16 protein-coding genes are annotated in these 14012 nt (G+C 31.5%); 7 read left to right on the top strand and 9 right to left on the bottom strand.

All coding sequences use genetic code 11. The annotated features are described in order from the left end of the window. Positions 1-9: 9 nt before the first annotated feature. From LNQ49_RS20275 to LNQ49_RS20260, 4 genes are read right to left on the bottom strand one after another with little or no spacing between them, the layout of a single operon-like run. Positions 10-753, bottom strand: coding sequence for an SDR family NAD(P)-dependent oxidoreductase (locus tag LNQ49_RS20275; RefSeq protein WP_229990830.1), 744 nt, complete (start codon positions 751-753; stop codon positions 10-12). After that, entirely contained in the window at positions 753-1841 is a 1089-nt protein-coding gene (locus LNQ49_RS20270) for an aromatic ring-hydroxylating oxygenase subunit alpha (RefSeq protein ID WP_229990829.1), read from the bottom strand. Before LNQ49_RS20270 ends, LNQ49_RS20275 begins: the two co-directional genes overlap by 1 nt. After that, complete coding sequence (locus tag LNQ49_RS20265; RefSeq protein WP_229990828.1) at positions 1838-2893, bottom strand: 3-oxoacyl-ACP synthase III family protein; 1056 nt, start codon at positions 2891-2893, stop codon at positions 1838-1840. Before LNQ49_RS20265 ends, LNQ49_RS20270 begins: the two co-directional genes overlap by 4 nt. Before the next feature lie 5 nt (positions 2894-2898). Further along, positions 2899-3129, bottom strand: a complete 231-nt coding sequence (locus LNQ49_RS20260; RefSeq protein WP_229990827.1) for a phosphopantetheine-binding protein — start codon at positions 3127-3129, stop codon at positions 2899-2901. Positions 3130-3385: 256 nt separating this feature from the next. Between LNQ49_RS20260 and LNQ49_RS20255 the strand changes: the two genes are divergently transcribed. Both LNQ49_RS20255 and LNQ49_RS20250 read left to right on the top strand, forming a co-directional pair. Further along, on the top strand, positions 3386-4462 hold the full coding sequence (locus LNQ49_RS20255) for a DegT/DnrJ/EryC1/StrS family aminotransferase (RefSeq protein WP_229990826.1): 1077 nt from the start codon (positions 3386-3388) through the stop codon (positions 4460-4462). Between the two features lie 55 nt (positions 4463-4517). Then, entirely contained in the window at positions 4518-5090 is a 573-nt protein-coding gene (locus LNQ49_RS20250) for an L-threonylcarbamoyladenylate synthase (protein WP_229990825.1), read from the top strand. Between the two features lie 67 nt (positions 5091-5157). On the opposite strand, the gene LNQ49_RS20245 is transcribed toward LNQ49_RS20250, so the two are convergent. Further along, positions 5158-6282: a cysteine desulfurase family protein gene (locus tag LNQ49_RS20245; RefSeq protein WP_229990824.1), complete on the bottom strand. Its 1125-nt coding sequence runs from the start codon at positions 6280-6282 to the stop codon at positions 5158-5160. Positions 6283-6368: 86 nt separating this feature from the next. Between LNQ49_RS20245 and LNQ49_RS20240 the strand changes: the two genes are divergently transcribed. Further along, positions 6369-7358, top strand: a complete 990-nt coding sequence (locus LNQ49_RS20240; protein ID WP_229990823.1) for a hypothetical protein — start codon at positions 6369-6371, stop codon at positions 7356-7358. 188 nt (positions 7359-7546) lie between these two features. Here the strand turns inward: LNQ49_RS20240 and LNQ49_RS20235 are convergent, their stop codons facing one another. Both LNQ49_RS20235 and LNQ49_RS20230 read right to left on the bottom strand, forming a co-directional pair. Further along, entirely contained in the window at positions 7547-8098 is a 552-nt protein-coding gene (locus LNQ49_RS20235; RefSeq protein ID WP_229991357.1) for a Smr/MutS family protein, read from the bottom strand. Next, positions 8088-8273 carry a hypothetical protein gene (locus LNQ49_RS20230; RefSeq protein WP_229990822.1) on the bottom strand — a complete coding sequence of 62 codons (186 nt, stop codon included), beginning with the start codon at positions 8271-8273 and terminating at the stop codon, positions 8088-8090. Before LNQ49_RS20230 ends, LNQ49_RS20235 begins: the two co-directional genes overlap by 11 nt. Positions 8274-8397: 124 nt before the next feature. Here LNQ49_RS20230 and LNQ49_RS20225 point away from each other — a divergent pair, with 124 nt between their 5' ends. Beyond that, positions 8398-8661, top strand: a complete 264-nt coding sequence (locus LNQ49_RS20225; protein WP_346432488.1) for a DUF2752 domain-containing protein — start codon at positions 8398-8400, stop codon at positions 8659-8661. Between the two features lie 20 nt (positions 8662-8681). Here LNQ49_RS20225 and LNQ49_RS20220 read toward each other — a convergent pair whose 3' ends face one another. Further along, positions 8682-9383 carry a DUF1003 domain-containing protein gene (locus LNQ49_RS20220; RefSeq protein ID WP_229990820.1) on the bottom strand — a complete coding sequence of 234 codons (702 nt, stop codon included), beginning with the start codon at positions 9381-9383 and terminating at the stop codon, positions 8682-8684. Positions 9384-9574: 191 nt separating this feature from the next. On the opposite strand from LNQ49_RS20220, the gene epsC reads away from it, so the two are divergent. Together epsC and cysM are read left to right on the top strand one after the other, a co-directional pair. Then, the gene (gene epsC, locus LNQ49_RS20215) at positions 9575-10366 is read left to right on the top strand and encodes a serine O-acetyltransferase EpsC (RefSeq protein ID WP_229990819.1); all 792 of its coding nucleotides are present in this window, start codon (positions 9575-9577) and stop codon (positions 10364-10366) included. Position 10367: 1 nt separating this feature from the next. Then, positions 10368-11255, top strand: a complete 888-nt coding sequence (cysM, locus tag LNQ49_RS20210; protein ID WP_229990818.1) for a cysteine synthase CysM — start codon at positions 10368-10370, stop codon at positions 11253-11255. A 107-nt stretch (positions 11256-11362) separates the two neighbouring features. Here the strand turns inward: cysM and LNQ49_RS20205 are convergent, their stop codons facing one another. Continuing rightward, on the bottom strand, positions 11363-12439 hold the full coding sequence (locus LNQ49_RS20205) for a sensor histidine kinase (RefSeq protein ID WP_229990817.1): 1077 nt from the start codon (positions 12437-12439) through the stop codon (positions 11363-11365). A 157-nt stretch (positions 12440-12596) separates the two neighbouring features. On the opposite strand from LNQ49_RS20205, the gene rlmD reads away from it, so the two are divergent. Beyond that, complete coding sequence (rlmD, locus tag LNQ49_RS20200; protein WP_229990816.1) at positions 12597-14009, top strand: 23S rRNA (uracil(1939)-C(5))-methyltransferase RlmD; 1413 nt, start codon at positions 12597-12599, stop codon at positions 14007-14009. Positions 14010-14012: the final 3 nt, after the last annotated feature.

Raw genomic sequence — 14012 nt, 5'->3', positions numbered from 1 at the left:
TCTCAAGAATTATATCGTTGAAGTTCTTCCTCCGTCTAAAACTATATTTTGCCCCGTAATCCAACTACTTGCTTCTGACAATAAAAACACTATTGGATTTGCAACTTGAATTGGGTCTCCATAACCCAAAGGATATTTTTTTTCATCTTGTTGAATTACTTCTAAAGACAAATCTTCAATCGACTTTGATGTTATTTCAGTTTTAACCATCCCAGGCGAAACACAATTTACACGTGTTTTACTTGTTGCAAACTCACTGGCCCAAACTTTCGAAATTGCAATTAATGCTCCTTTACTTGCAGCATAAATTCCATTTCCTTTCATTCCAAACAACCCTGCAATTGATGATACCAAAACAATTGAACTTCCTTTATTTATTTTCTTCTTTTTGAAAATTAAATTTATCAGATAAGCAATTGAATCAAAATTTATTGCTCGCATCTCATTCATTAATTCTTCTGAATAAAATTTAACGGGTGCCAATGATACAATTCCAGCTGAATGTACAATTCCATCTATATTAGCAATAGTATCAACAATAGCTTTAATATCATCCATTTTGGATAAATCTGCAGCTATAAAACTATTTTCACTACCACATTCTTCAATTAATTTTTCAAGAAAATCTTTACGTCTCGCTATTGCTATAAAAGTTCCCCCTTGTCTTGTTATTGCTAAACAAGTTTCGTAACCGATACCCGAAGATGCTCCAGTTACTAATATTTTCTTTCCTGATAAATCAAATGGATTCATTATATATTTTTTAATTCTTTTTGGGCATTAAAATATTCATAAAACTTCAAAATTCTAAATTCTTCATCACCAAATATTGGAGAACTATCTTTAAAATTCACTAAGTTTGATTGAATATTTTCAGCTATTTTTTTATCTTCATTTAAAACTAAATCCAAAGATTCATTAGAACTATTATTAATAAAATCAATAATATTCATTTCTGATTCACTTAAGTCTTTGTCAAATTTAGGAGAGAAGTAACGTACTCTTAAATTTGTTTTAGAGGGAGATTCTGGAAGCATAAATCCAAAATAAAAACCTTTACCTTCTACTGAACTTATAAATGCATTGGGATAGATATAAAAATGTAAATATCCTTGTGTTTTAAAAGTTCTACTAGCTAAAGCTTTTTCTATAATTTTGTTTTGTTTTACATCTTCAGATTTTGGAAATTCACACCAACTATGAGCATCGTAAAAATCAAATTTTTCTGGAGCAACAGATCCAAATCCCATTTTTGCAAACGAGTTTTCGTGAACTGAAGTACAGTGATAACACTCCAAAACATTTTCGACTAAAAGTTTCCAATTTACTTTATGTTCAATCGTATAATCAATTGTTTTTACTCCAAAATGTCTACTTATTTCTTCTAATGGATTAAATATACTACCTAAATATTGCTCTAGATTTTGCTCTAACTTATCATTTAGTTTTATAAAAAAGAAATCGCCACAATTACCAACTTCATATTCTTTGAGCTTTAATCCACTTATATCATCTTTCTCAAATGAATTTCGACACATTAATCCAATTACATTACCCTTTTTTCCATAAGTCCAATTATGATATAAGCAAGAGGAAACTCTATTACCACAAGGCTCTTCATGAATTGTATTAAATCTATGCAAACATACATTCTGAAAAGATTTTATTGTGCCATTAAAATTTTGGATAAAAATTTTATTTCCAAAATACTCAAAAGTCACAAAATCGTTAGTATTTAATAATTCATTTTTATGAGCAACTAGTATCCAAGATTCATTAAAAAACAACGACTTCTCATCTTGATAAACTGTTTCATCTATATAGTTTAGATTTTTCGTCATATTTCTATTAAATCTGAAATTATAACATTATCCAATCTTATCTTAGCTGTTCCCCAAGATAAACCAACTCCAAATCCACATATAATCAAATCCTGAGTTGCATTAGTAAGATCCTCTTTTAATTCTGTCACTATAGTTAGAGGAATTGTTGTAGAAGAAGTATTCCCATATCCTTTTAATGAATAAGGAACTTTCTCAACTGGCAGTTTTAATTTTTTAACAATCATTTTATTCATCATCAAATTTGCCTGATGAAATACGAAATGATCTATAGTGTCTTTATCTATTTCAAACTTTTCGATAAGTTTATTTACTGTTTTTGGAGCTTGTGAAATTCCAAAACTAAAAACATCCATTCCGTCCAAAATCAACTGACAAGCATTTCTTTCAATTCCTGGCGAAATAGTATGATATGTTAAAGAATCTGGAGTTGTTCTATTTCTAGAACCACCATCATTTACAATTATTGTCTTAAAACCTGATCCATCAGTACCTAAATCAAAAAGTAAACGCTCTGCATTTTCTTCAAGTTCAAATGCTGTTGCACTACCCCCATCTCCGAAAAGCGGGACTGTACTCTTATCTGATTTAGAAAGTAATTTACTACTTGTATCACCAGCCAAAAGCAATCCTTTTTTTATACCTGTTGCTTTCATCATGCTAGCTATTATTGACATCCCATAAACATAGCCTGAACAGCCTAATGGCACATCAAAGGCAATGCAATTTGTTGTCAATCCTAATCTGTCTTGAAGTATTGCTGCAGAAACTGGTAAAATATAATCAGCGGTTTGCGAAACAAAAACTAAAATTTCAATTTCTTCTTTTTGCCAATTCAAATCTTTGATTAATTTTTCAGCAGCCTCACAGCATAAATCAGAAGTACAAATTTCCTTTGTAGCAACACGTCGTTCTTCAACTCCAGTTGCGTCAATGAATTTTTGAATTTCTTCTTGTGTTAATATATCTAAATCAATGTTGCGTTCCAAATTTTTCGGAACGCAACATGAGATGCCTTTTATTGCAATATTATTTACTGAAAAAGTAGCCATTTAAATTACCCTTTATTTTTTATTATTTCGAAGATATCGTTTAATGAAGTCGAAGATTTAATATCATCACCGGTCAATTTTACCGAATATTCTTCGTCTGCCATTGCAATTAACGACAAGGCCGTTAATGAATCCCATTCTTCTAAATCTCTAAAAACAGTTTCTTGTTTTATTAATGTTGCATCTGTATCATCTAAAATGTCCGCAAAATTTTGCAAAAAAGTGTTGATTTCCATAGTATTCTTAAATTTATTTTGGATTTATTATATTTATTAATTTCAATAAAAAACAAAGAAAAAACTTATATTTTGGCAAAAGAAAATCTATTCTTAAAATCTTGTTTTTCAAACAATCAGATAATAAGATTTTTTCTTATTCTTTTATAATACTTACTAATACCAAAAAATCAGGTTTCTTTTCCTATTTTTACCCCACAAATATAACAATACTTTACCCTTTACGGCTAATTAAACTCACTAAATCCATAATTAAATGATTCCTGTAACCAAAACTTTTCTACCTCCGCAAGAAGAATACAATTCTTATGTAAAACGTGCGTGGGACAAAGCTTGGCTCACAAACCGTGGGGAACTCACATTAGAATTAGAGCATAAACTCAAAGATTACCTTGATGTTTCTAACTTAACAATTACTAATAACGGTACAATTCCTATTCAAATTGCTTTAAAATTATTTGGTAAAGGCGGCGAAATAATAACAACACCTTTTTCATACGTAGCTACTTCAGCTGCGATTGTATGGGAAAACTGCAAACCTGTTTTTGTAGACATACACCCTGAATATTTAACTATAGACGAAAATAAAATTGAAGCTTCAATAACATCTAAAACTACGGCAATATTAGCAACTCATGTTTTTGGAAACCCATGTCATGTAGCCGCAATTGAAGCTATTGCAAAAAAGCATAATCTAAAAGTAATTTATGATGCTGCACATTGTTTTGGAGTTAAATACAACAATCAATCCATATTTAATTATGGAGATGTAAGTACTTGTAGTTTCCATGCAACAAAATTATTTCATACTGGAGAAGGCGGAGCGATGTTCTGTAACGACAACGAAATACATCATCAATTGTTTTATAGTCACAATTTTGGTCATAATGGCCCTTTGGAATTTCATGGCCTTGGAATTAATGCTAAGATTTCTGAATTGCAAGCTGCAATGGGATTAGCACTTTTCCCATATATGGAGCATATTATTAGTGAAAGAAAAAAAGTAACTGACTTTTATAATGAAAATTTAAATTTCGAGAACCTAAAAAGTATAAAAATCAGAGAAAACACGGAATGGAATCATAGTTATTACCCTATAGTATTTGACTCTGAAGCAACACTATTAAGAGTTCAAGAGGAATTACAAAAAGAAAATATAATCCCAAGACGTTATTTTTACCCATCTCTGAACACCATTAATTACACAAAAGGAACAGAAATGCCTATATCTGAATCAATTGCTTCACGAGTAGTTTGTTTACCACTATACGTAGGAATTACCACTGAAGACTTAGAGAAGATTGTACAAATCATAAACAAACTAACATCATAATATTAGTTTAACTACTAACTATTTTGAAAAATATTTCTCATTTAATATTCAACTTATGAGTCAAGACATAAACACCGAAATTCACAATGCATACGAAGTCATTAAAGATGGTGGAATAATACTATATCCAACAGATACTGTTTGGGGAATAGGCTGTGATGCAACTAATGCAGAAGCTGTTGCCAAAATATACAAACTAAAACAAAGAGCTGAAACTCAAAGTATGATTTGCCTAATGAATGGCGAAAAAATGATGTACAATGTGTTTAAAGATATTCCTGAAGTAGCTTGGCAAATTTTGGATTTATCTGAAAAGCCTACAACAATTATTTTGGACAAACCTCGAAATGTAGCACCAAACATTATAGCTCCTGATAACTCTTTAGGTATTAGAATTATTAAAGAGCCTTTTTGTTTCAAACTTTTAGAGCGAATGAAAAAACCTTTAGTTTCTACCTCTGCCAATATTTCGGGACAGCCTACTCCTATCGCTTTTAAGGATATTAACCCTGAAATAATTAAAGGAGTTGATTATGTTGTGAATTTAAATCGTGATAAAATAGCTGGAAAACCATCTACAATTATTAAGTTAACAAGTGACTCACAAGTAAAAGTAATCCGTAAATAGTCTTCTTTTACAAGATGCAAAAGGTGCGATGTGTTTTTAAACCTCCCACCTTCTACATCTTAGAATCCTAAATAGTTTTTAAACTATCAATAAACCAATCGATATCTTCTTTGGTATTGTAATGACTTAAAGAAATTCGTAAATTCGGAAGTTTTAAATCAGCTTCCGATAACATTTCTTTTAAAACATGTGATGGGCGCACGCTTCCTGATTGACAAGCGCTTCCTCTAGAAACCGCTATTCCTTTCATATCTAAACTAAACAGTAACATTGAAGTTTTATCTGCCGAAAAAGGCAATATAACATTCAAGATTGTATAAAAATCATCTCTGTTTCCATTAATTCTGAAGCCTGGAAATTCAATTTCTAACTGATTAATTAAATACGATTTTAATTCTGTAACATATTCTTTTTCATTCTCTAAATTTTCATACGAAAGCGTCAAAGCTTTTGCCATTCCAGCAATTTGATGTACAGCTTCAGTACCTGCACGCAAGCCTTTTTCTTGCTCTCCACCAAAAAGTAATGGTTGTAATCCAGAGTTTTTTCGAACAAAAGCAAAACCAATCCCTTTTGGGCCATGGAACTTATGCGCACTTGCAACAATAAAATCCAAAGGACAACTTTGCAAATCAATTTTAGTTTTACCTACAGATTGTACAGTATCCGAATGAAACAACACATCATATTGCTTACATATTACACTAACTCTATCTAGATCTAAAACTGTCCCTGTTTCATTATTAACATGCATAAGACTTACCAATGTCTTCTTCTCTTCTGACAGTAAATTTGACAAATGAGTTAGATCAATCGATCCATCAGGATTAATATTTACATAATCAATCGTAATATTATATTCAGATTCTAACACCAAAGCGGTATGTAAAACAGCATGATGTTCAATTCTAGTAGTTATTATACGTTCGATTTTTAAGTCCTTTACAGCCGAACGAAGTACCCAATTATTAGCTTCGGTACCACCAGAAGTAAAAATAATTTCTTGTGCTGAACAATTCAATTGTTTAGCAATACTTTTCCTTGAAAGTTCCAAAATTGTCTTGGCATTTCGTCCAGAACTATGTGGAGAAGATGCATTTCCATAATCTTCAGTCATTACTTTAGTCATTTCCTGAATGACTTCTGGTCGTATGGCTGTTGTAGAGGCGTTATCGAGATATACTTTTTTCATTGTGGCAAAGTTATGAAATATCAATTGTCTATTCTTAAATATCAATTAGCATTTTTTTCACTATTTTTGACACAAATAAAAACATAATGAAAAAAATTGTAAGCATAATATTATTTGCCTTTCTATTAAACGGTTGTGACGACGGAAACATATCCGTTGAGTCTATTGAATTTCAAGATATACTACCTTCAAATTGCACTGATAATAATTCTCCAAACAGTCTTATTTTTAAACTAAAAGAAAAAGAAGCATTATTACTTTATCTTCCTAAAACTGTTTTTGCAGGAGAACCTTCTGTAGGCACTCCCTTAGAGCCAAAACGCTACAATATCGATCTTACTACATATCGTGTTATTTATCGTGCTTATAATGGTAAAGTTACTCAAAACAATATGTGTGATGTTATCCCACCTGCAACTCCTAATGTAATTGAAGAATGGGTAGCAACATCGGGAGTGATAGAGGTAACAACAACTGCAAAGAAGCCTGATGCTGATGAAAACAATGCTACCAAAATAACTGGGTATACATATAGTATTATTTTTAAAGACATTACATTTAACAAACCTAGTGGACCACAAACATATCAAAGCTTCCCATTCGGAGACTATTCAGTAACTGTACCAGACTTGCCACTAACTTTCGTTCCATCAAATGCGAAACAATGTACCGTTTCAAAACAGGTATACAATTACAATCAAAATGCAGCTCTTACTATTGATAACATTGACTCTGATTTGATTCTAAATGAAGTTACTCCTTTAAATCAACCAAGAACTAGATTAATCAATGATACAACAAATAAATTGCTTTATCGCGTTTTTGTTGGTGCTCCTATAACCAATGATTATTTCTGTCAAACTACCCCTCCTTCTTCCTCTACAGTAACTCAAACATGGGCAGGTAAAAACGGAATTGCAGGAAGCAGTGGCATCATAGAAGTTTCAACAACAACTAATGGAAATAACTTTGCACACACTATAACGCTCAAAAATGTTTCATTACAAAAAGGAAATAATGAATTCAGATTAGGCAATAGTTTTGTTTTAGGAACTATAATAACTACCCCCAATTAAAACAAATATCAGCACTCAAAAAGAATACCTTTACGTTTCTTTTTGAGTGTTTCCTTTTCAGATTAAGACAAAATACTTTCTTACAAAAACGTCTGTTTTTAAAATGAGTTTCTGAATGAAATTCTCTTTAAAAACAGACGTTTTTTTTATGGCTTATCTTTAACTTATTTCGCTTTACAAAACAGCCTTTATTTGGTATTTTGTTTAAAATAAACTTCGGTTGCGCCTAAACCATATTTCTGATAATTGGCATCTTGAAAATCAATCCCATCATAACGGCCTAACAAAAAATCAAGTTCCGCTTTTAAAATTCCTTCACCAACACCATGGATAAAAACAATTTTAGGAATGCGGTTTTTGATAGCAAATTCGATGTGTCGTTTTGCTGTTTCTGTCTGTAAAGTCAAGATATCATAATTAGACATCCCACGTTTATTTGGTACTAACTTTTCAATGTGTAAATCAAATTCTGGAGCTGGAATTTCACGTTTATCTTTGCGTTCTTTCACAAAACTCCTTGCTTTTGGCTCTTCTTTCTCTTTTGAAACCTCACTTACATTAACCCTTTTAATAGAATTCATTAAATTACTGGAATCGTGTATTTTAATTAACTCATTGACAAAAAATGTCATCATGAATCCGTCCTCAGATTCTATCGTTACCTCGTTATTTTTAACAGATAACACTACTCCATTTATAGCTTCATCTAGAACCGAAACCTTATCTCCTTTATTCAACATCTTGTTCATCTTTATCTTGATTCTTACTTGGTGTTTTTGCACTTAATTGCATCATCCCTATCATAAAAATTACAATTGCCACAATTGTAATATAAATGTTTTTATCTGCAGATGACTGTTCATATAGCGCAATCAAAATTGCAATTATCATTATTGGGATCCTTAACTTTTTCATTTTTATAAATTATCAGATTTCAAAAGTAATCAACTTTAAAATAGCATTTAATTATTCTTGAAACGGATTGAACTTTTTTTTGTAAAATTGTAGAAAAACAAATCTCTTGGATCTAGAAAAATACATGTTACCATGCTTGAGTAAAACCCTCTTCGGAATTGAGTGTTTAGGTTGCGGATTTCAGCGCGCTTTATTCCTACTTTTTCAAGGTGATTTTAAAGCTGCATTTGAGATGTATCCTGCGCTATATACTAGCCTACTATTTTTAGGAATTATTGCTTTATATTTTTTTGACAAAAGTCGGAACTACAAAAAACCTCTTTGGCTTTTCGGCATCCTAAATAGTCTGATTATGGTATTGGGCTACGCATACAAACATTACTACTAATCCTTCATAAATCAGAAAATCTATTTCTTAATCTGATTCAAAATATCATTTATCATTTCGATTTGAACTTTCTGAATTTCGATTAATTCTTGTTGCTGATGCATAATTAAATGATCTAATTTTTCATGCATCATTCGTATCTCTAATTCTGATTTTAGATTAATCATATAATCCTTTTTTGCTCTATCACGATCTTTCTCTTCTTGACGATTTTGACTCATCATAATTACTGGAGCTTGCAAAGCAGCAACACATGATAAAATCAAATTAAGTAAAATAAACGGATAGGGATCAAAACCTTTATTTACCAAAATGTAAATATTGATAGAAATCCAGAGCACTATAAAAACAATAAATAATATTATAAAGGTCCAACTCCCTCCAAAATCAGCTACTTTATCAGCTACTTTTTGACCAAAACTTCTAACCTCTACTTCATCTTCAACAGCACTTACCAATAACTTTTCGTCTGTAAGAGACCCTATCACATTTTTTTCAAGATTAGAGAGCACTCCTAACTCTTCTGATAAATAACTTGAAATGTACTTTTCACGAAATACATTTAATTCTTTTATAGAAATATATCCTTCTCTAGTAAATGATGGATAAGCCGCAACAATTAATGCCAAAATTGGGCTTTGAATAGACTTTCCTGAAACTTTTTCGCTTTCAGGATAAGAAATATGAGAAAGAGCACTTTTAAACGTTCCGTTTGTTTTCATTTTTAATAAGTTTACACAAGCTAATTTACTCTTTTAAATTGTTTTATACTAGCTACTTTCAAGCTGTTTAAATATTTTTAATTATTGCAAACAGAATGTTAATGGTTAAATTTCTTTAACTGATTACTACTTCTATTTACAAAAAACACCTTACTTTTAGCATCTCAAACTAACAATTCAATTTAATAATTGTGACAAAAAATATGATTATTCAGAACATAAATGCTTTAAAGAGCCACTCTTCTATAAACTATGGGATCAAAACCAAAACAGAAGATTTTACAGAAAAGCTTTTTTACACTTTATTCGATTCTAATGCTCCTTTAGACAAAAGTATTAACGAACTTGAAAAATGTTTTAAAGAAATTGCCTTAATAGCTTGTAAAAAGTCAGAAAAATCATGTGAATCAATTTGGGAGCAATTTCTAGAAAAATTACCTATCATTTTAGAAAAATTAATTCAAGATGCTACATACATTTTAGAAAATGATCCAGCCTCAAATAGCCTAGAAGAAGTATACTTAGCTTACCCAGGCTTTTATGCTATCGCCATATATCGATTAAGCCATGAATTATATAAATTGGACCTATTACTCTTTTCGAGATTAATGAGCGAATACGCGCATCGAATTACAGGAACTGATATTCACGCAGGTGCAACTATAGCTTCTCCATTTTTTATTGATCACGCAACAGGAATCGTAATTGGAGAAACGACTATTATAAAAAAACATGTAAAAATATACCAAGGAGTAACTTTAGGAGCTTTAAGTATTACTAAAGAAATGAAAAATGCAAAAAGACACCCTACTGTTGAGGAAAATGTTTGCATCTATGCTAATGCTACAATTTTAGGAGGTGAAACTACTATTGGGAAAAATAGCATTATTGGAGGAAATGCATGGATTACAAAATCAATTCCAGAAAAATCAATTGTCACCAATACTACCACAACTGAAGTTAAAGTAAAAGAAAAAAAATAAGATGAACACTCATACATTAGTAAACCTGATAGGAAACACTCCTTTGATGGAAACAGTGAATTTAGTAAAAAATAAAAACGTAAAACTTTTATTAAAACTTGAAGGAAACAATCCTGGTGGTAGTGTAAAAGATAGAGCGGCATACAATATGATTTTTTCGGCTCTAGAAAGAGGCGATATAAAAAAAGGTGATAAACTTATTGAACCAACAAGTGGCAATACAGGAATAGCCTTAGCAATGATTGCACAATTAATGGGCATCGATATCGAGTTGATACTTCCAGAGGATTCTACAAAAGAAAGAGTACAAACCATGCGAGCATATGGCGCTACAGTTATTTTAACACCTGCTAGCGAAGGAATAATTGGTTCAAGAGACTATGCCGAAAGAAAAGTTACTGAAGGTGGTTATATCATGCTTAATCAATTTGCCAACGAAGACAACTGGAAAGCACATTACAAAACTACAGGTCCAGAAATATGGAATGATACTGATGGACAAATAACCCATTTTGTTTCAGCAATGGGAACCACAGGAACTATTATTGGTACATCGACGTATCTAAAAGAAAAAAACGTCAATATTCAAATCATAGGAGCACAACCTAGCGATGGTTCACAGATTCCTGGAATAAGAAAATGGCCTAAAGAATATTTACCAAAAATATTTGATGCAAAAAAAGTAGATACCGTTATAGACGTAAGCGAACAAGAAGCTCGTGAGATGACTAAACGATTAGCTCTAGAAGAAGGCGTTTTTGCAGGAATGAGTAGCGGAGGTTCTGTTGCAGTAGCTTTAAAAATTGCTAATCAACTAGAATCAGGGGTAATTGTAGCTATAATTTGTGATCGTGGAGATCGTTATTTATCTTCTGATTTGTTTGATTAAGAAAATCCTAAAATTGCAAAGGTTTTAAAGTATCCCGTTTTCTGAGCTTATACAGAATCTTTGCAATTTTAAATTCTATTTCATTTATACTTCACAAAAAAAATATATTAAAAAGAAGCCGAATTAAAAACGGTTTCTTTTTCAAAAACAATAGTAAATGTTGCCCCCCTATTTCTACCAAGGCTCATTGCACTTAATTTTCCTCCATTTTTATCAATTATCTTTTTACACAAATACAAACCAATTCCCGTAGAAGTTTCGTTGGCAGTTCCTAATTTACCCATTTTGGTAAACTTTTTAAATAGCTCATCAATTTGACTTTGATCAAACCCAATTCCTTTATCCGAAACAGTAAAAACTAATTTTTCTTCGTCTTTAAAAATATGCAATGAAATTTCACTTCCTGCATAAGAAAATTTAATTGCATTACTAATCAAATTAACCAAAACCTGAATTAACAATTCAGCATCAATTTTAAGCACTGCTTCATCAACAGTGATATCTGAAACTAACTTAATGCTTTTTTGTGCTAAAAGCTGAGATACTTGCTCTTTTACTGCTGGAAGAATTGGCGCTATTTGAATTGTTTTAGCTATTGAACTAGATTTAGCAATTTCATCTTGTTGTTTCAAAAGTTTAATAAAGTTTTCAATATATCGAAATTGTAAATCCGTTGATTCGCAAATTAATTCTGCCATATTCTTAACTGACTCTGATGGATTTTCTTCAATAATTAATCTTGCTAATCCTTGAGGATTACCAGCAAAATTTCTTAAATCATGAGAAATCATATAGATCAAATCTTGTTTTTCATTGATAAAACTTTCAGCCTCATCAATAGACTCCTGAATGTTACACATCAACAACCCAGCCTCATCCTCATACTGAGAAGGCAATACAGATAACTTCCTACACGTTCTATACTCGTTCAAAGCTTTTGACGCTATGACAATTGGCCTTATCAACTGATTAATAACTAACAAGGTGAAAGTTGTAGCAAACAATGTCATGATTAAAGAAAAAATCAAAATAGAATCGGAAGAAACTGTATTATTACCATATAGCACAAAAAACAAAATCCCGATTAACGGAATGTGAATACCTATAAAAGCAACAAAAAGAAATTTAAACGCATAGCTTTTCTTCAAAAAACTAATCTTGGACAACATGTGATACAACTTCATAAAAATAGTATAAGTTCCTGATTAAGCCGTAGAATTTGGGTTTCTAGATTAAAACAAAGTTAACTTTTAAACACAAAAGAAATGTTAAATAAAAGAATTTGGTAAAATATTTCCAAATTTAAATTTGTAAAAGTTTACAAACCCTTATTTTTGCGCTATGGGAAGAAAAAATACAGACAAAGTTGTCTTTCATCAAATACAAGTCCTTGATGCTGGAGCAAAAGGCGTATCGGTAGCAAAAGCTCCCGACGGAAAAGTAATCTTTATCCCGAACGTAGTTCCGGGAGATGTGGTAGATGTGCAAACTTTCAAAAAACGCAAAGCGTATTATGAAGGAAAAGCAGTGAAATTTCATGAATTATCAGAGCATCGCATAGAGCCAATTTGTGACCATTTTGGCGTTTGTGGAGGATGTAAATGGCAAAACATGAAATACAGCCAACAGTTGTATTACAAACAAAATGAAGTTAAAAATCATTTACAACGCATAGGAAAAATTGAACTTCCTGAATTTGAAGACATTTTAGGTTCTGAAAAACAATTCTTTTATAGAAATAAAATGGAATTTTCATTTTCAAATAGCCGTTGGTTAACTGAAAAAGAAATAGATAGCACTGAAGACTTAGGAAATCGTAATGCATTAGGTTTTCATATTCCAAAAATGTGGGACAAGATTCTAGACATTAATAAATGTCACTTGCAAGAAGATCCTTCAAATGCTATCCGCAATGAAGTTCGTGCATTTGCCAACGAGCACAATCTTGCCTTCTTTAATCCTAGAGAACATTCTGGATTATTGCGTACCTTAATGATACGTACTGCTTCTACTGGAGAAATAATGGTATTGATTCAATTCTTTGAAGAAGACAAAGCTAACCGAGAGTTAATCATGGATCATCTTTATGAGAAATTCCCACAGATAACTTCATTACAATATGTAGTGAACGGAAAGCCAAATGATACAATCTACGACCAAGATATAAAACTGTATAAAGGTAGAAATTACATTTTGGAAGAAATGGAAGGTTTAAAATTTAGCATAAATGCAAAATCTTTTTACCAAACCAATTCAGATCAAGCCTATGAGTTATACAAAATAACAAGAGATTTTGCAGATCTTTCTGGTCATGAAACAGTTTATGATCTTTACACAGGAACAGGAACTATAGCACAATTCGTTTCTAAAAAAGCAAAAAAAGTAATTGGTGTAGAAAGTGTTCCTGAAGCAATTCTAGATGCTAAAGCAAATGCTGAACGCAATAACATTACCAATTGTGAGTTTTTTGTAGGAGACATGAAAGTTGTATTCAACGAAAGTTTTATCGCAACACATGGTAAACCAGATGTTATTATAACTGACCCACCTCGCGACGGGATGCACAAAGACGTAATAGAACAAATTATGAAAATTGCACCTCAAAAAGTAGTTTATGTAAGTTGTAACTCAGCTACACAAGCTCGCGACCTAGCATTAATGGATGAAAAATACAAAGTAACACGTGTACGTCCAGTAGATATGTTCCCACAGACGCATCACGTAGAAAATGTTGTACTTTTGGAGCTGCGATAAGTT

Origin of the sequence: Flavobacterium pisciphilum, from assembly GCF_020905345.1 — a bacterium.
Taxonomy (GTDB): domain Bacteria; phylum Bacteroidota; class Bacteroidia; order Flavobacteriales; family Flavobacteriaceae; genus Flavobacterium; species Flavobacterium pisciphilum.
This window is presented reverse-complemented; position numbering and strand designations above follow the sequence as displayed.